This is a genomic window from Bradyrhizobium sp. (genome assembly GCF_049691595.1).
Taxonomy (GTDB): Bacteria; Pseudomonadota; Alphaproteobacteria; order Rhizobiales; family Xanthobacteraceae; genus Bradyrhizobium.
On sequence record NZ_JBAVNZ010000605.1, the window covers coordinates 1 to 2,310 of the forward strand.

The window sequence follows — 2,310 nt, forward strand, 5'->3', positions numbered from 1 at the left end:
GGGTCTGGCCGGTGGCCGGCTGCGACGAGGCCGGGCGCGGCCCGCTGGCGGGGCCGGTGGTGGCCGCCGCCGTGGTGCTCGATCCCAGGCGAATCCCGAAAGGCATCGACGATTCCAAGCGGCTGACCGCCGGGCGGCGCGAGGAGCTGTTTGAGGAGATTTGCGCGACCGCATCGTTCGCGGTTGCCTTTGCGCCGCCGGCGCGGATCGATCGAGACAATATCCTGCGCGCCTCGCTGTGGGCGCTGGCGCGCGCCGTGCACGCACTGCCGGAGACGCCGAAGCATGTGTTGGTCGATGGCCGCGACCGGCTGGCGACGCCGTGCGATTGCGAGGCCGTGATCGGCGGCGATGGTCTGGTGATGTCGATCGCGGCAGCATCCATCATCGCCAAGGTGACGCGCGACCGCCTGATGTGCGCGCTGGCGCAGGATTGCCCGGGCTACGGCTTCGAGTCCCACAAGGGTTACGCCGTGCCCGAGCATCTCGAGGCGCTGAGGCGGCTCGGACCAAGCGCCCATCACCGCCGTTTCTTCGCGCCCGTGGTCGCCGCGCGGGAAAAACACCGGCCGGCGCCGGTCGAATGCGACCTTTTTGCAATGGAAGCGCCGATCGATGTCGAGATTTCGGTTGCGATCTAGCGAACTCGCGCCCGACGAACTGACCTGACGCCGGTTGCCTCGGCCGCCCGCGCGCTCTATCAAACGTCCGGATCGAACAAAGCCGCCTCGCCGAGCGGGCTTGGGGCATTTCGGGCGTATCATGCGTTTCACCTCGCTTGTTATCGAACTGATCCGCGCCCGGCCGCGCCTGCTGGTCTGGATCGTGGTGCTGGCCCAGGCCGCGCTTTGGCTGGTGCTGCCGCTGTTGCTCTACCGCAGCCCGCCCGGCGACCTCGCCACCGTGCTGGCGTTTGGCCGGGAATATCAGGTCGGTACCGATCTCGGGCCGCCCCTGGCATTCTGGCTGGCCGATATCGCGTTCCGCGCCGCGGGCAATCACCTGTTCGGCGTCTATCTCGTGGCGCAGCTTTGCGCGATCGCGACGTTCTGGACGCTCTACCATCTCGCCCGCACCATGGTCGGCGGATCGCAGGCGGTGCTCGCGGTGCTGCTGACCATGACGGTCGCGGCCTTCGGCTCGCCCGGCGTCGAATTCGGTCCGCTGATCCTGGCGCGCCCGCTCTGGGCGCTGCTGTTGCTGCATTCCTGGCAGTTGCTCGGCCAGAACCGGCGCAGCGTGTGGTTCGTCTGGTCGATCGAGGCGGGCCTGTTGCTGCTGACGACATCGGCTGCGATCGGCCTGTTGCTGCTGATCGCGGGATTTGCGGCCGCCACTGCGCGCGGGCGGCGCGTGCTGATGTCGTTCGATCCTCTTTATGCGCTATTGGTGATCGTCGTGCTGGCGCTGCCCTATCTGATCTGGCTGATCCGATCGGACATTTCGGTGATGCCGCATTGGCCGGCGTTCGCAGCGTTTGGCGAACGCGCGTTGCACTGGGGCCAATTGCTCGGCGGCCTGGCGCTGGTGATGTCCGGCGCCGCGCTGCTGGTGATCCTCAACTCCGGCTGGCTCGGCCCCAACGCCGGGGAAGCGCCGATCATCTATCGGCCGCCGGTCGATCCGCTGGCGCGCCAGTTCGTCTATTTCCTTGCGGTCGGCCCGGCGCTTGCCGGCAGCCTGATTGCCGGCCTGTTCGATCTCGACCGCGTGGTCGGCGGCGCGGGCATCGCGCTGTTGATGTCGGGACTGGCCGCGGTCGTCGCCACCGGCGACCTGATCTACCTCAGGCGGCAGCGCCTGCTGCGCTCGGTCTGGGCCGCCGCCATCGCCGCGCCGGCGGTGGCGGTGATTGCGACCACGCTGGTGCTGCCCTGGACCGGCGGCGCCGAAGTGCCGACCTCGTTGCCGGCTTCCGCGATCGCGCATTTCTTCGGCGACAGTTTCGAGCGCCGAACCAACCAGGGGCTGCGCGCGGTGACCGGCGATCCGCAGCTGGCCACCCTGATCGCCATGAATCCCGGCCGCCCGCATTTGCTGCTCGATGCTTCGCCGCAACGGACCCCATGGCTGACGCCGGCGAAATTCAACGAAACCGGCGGGGTCGTGGTCTGGCGCGCCTCCGACACCTCGGGCACGCCGCCCGCCGAACTCGCGCAACGCTTTCCCGGCCTGGTGCCGGAGGTTCCGCGCGCGTTCGAGTGGATGGTGAACGGCCGGCAACCGCCGCTGCGCGTCGGCTGGGCCATCGTGCGGCCGAAGGCGCCTTGACCGGTCTCGTGCCCCGGACGCAGCGCACCGCACTTGCGG

At 69.0% G+C, this 2,310-nt stretch carries 2 protein-coding genes; both read left to right on the forward strand.

What is annotated here, in order from left to right:
* Positions 1 to 641, forward strand: a 641-nt coding sequence (locus WCE35_RS24305; protein WP_424595855.1) for a ribonuclease HII, incomplete at its 5' end; no start/stop codon positions are given.
* Between the two features lie 121 nt (positions 642 to 762).
* Positions 763 to 2,271: a glycosyltransferase family 39 protein gene (locus tag WCE35_RS24310; protein ID WP_424595856.1), complete on the forward strand. Its 1,509-nt coding sequence runs from the start codon at positions 763 to 765 to the stop codon at positions 2,269 to 2,271.
* Positions 2,272 to 2,310: the final 39 nt, after the last annotated feature.

Excerpts from the sequence above, each read along its gene's own strand:
- WCE35_RS24310 (WP_424595856.1), top strand. The coding sequence starts at position 763 with ATGCGTTTCACCTCGCTTGTTATCGAACTGATCCGCGCCCGGCCGCGC.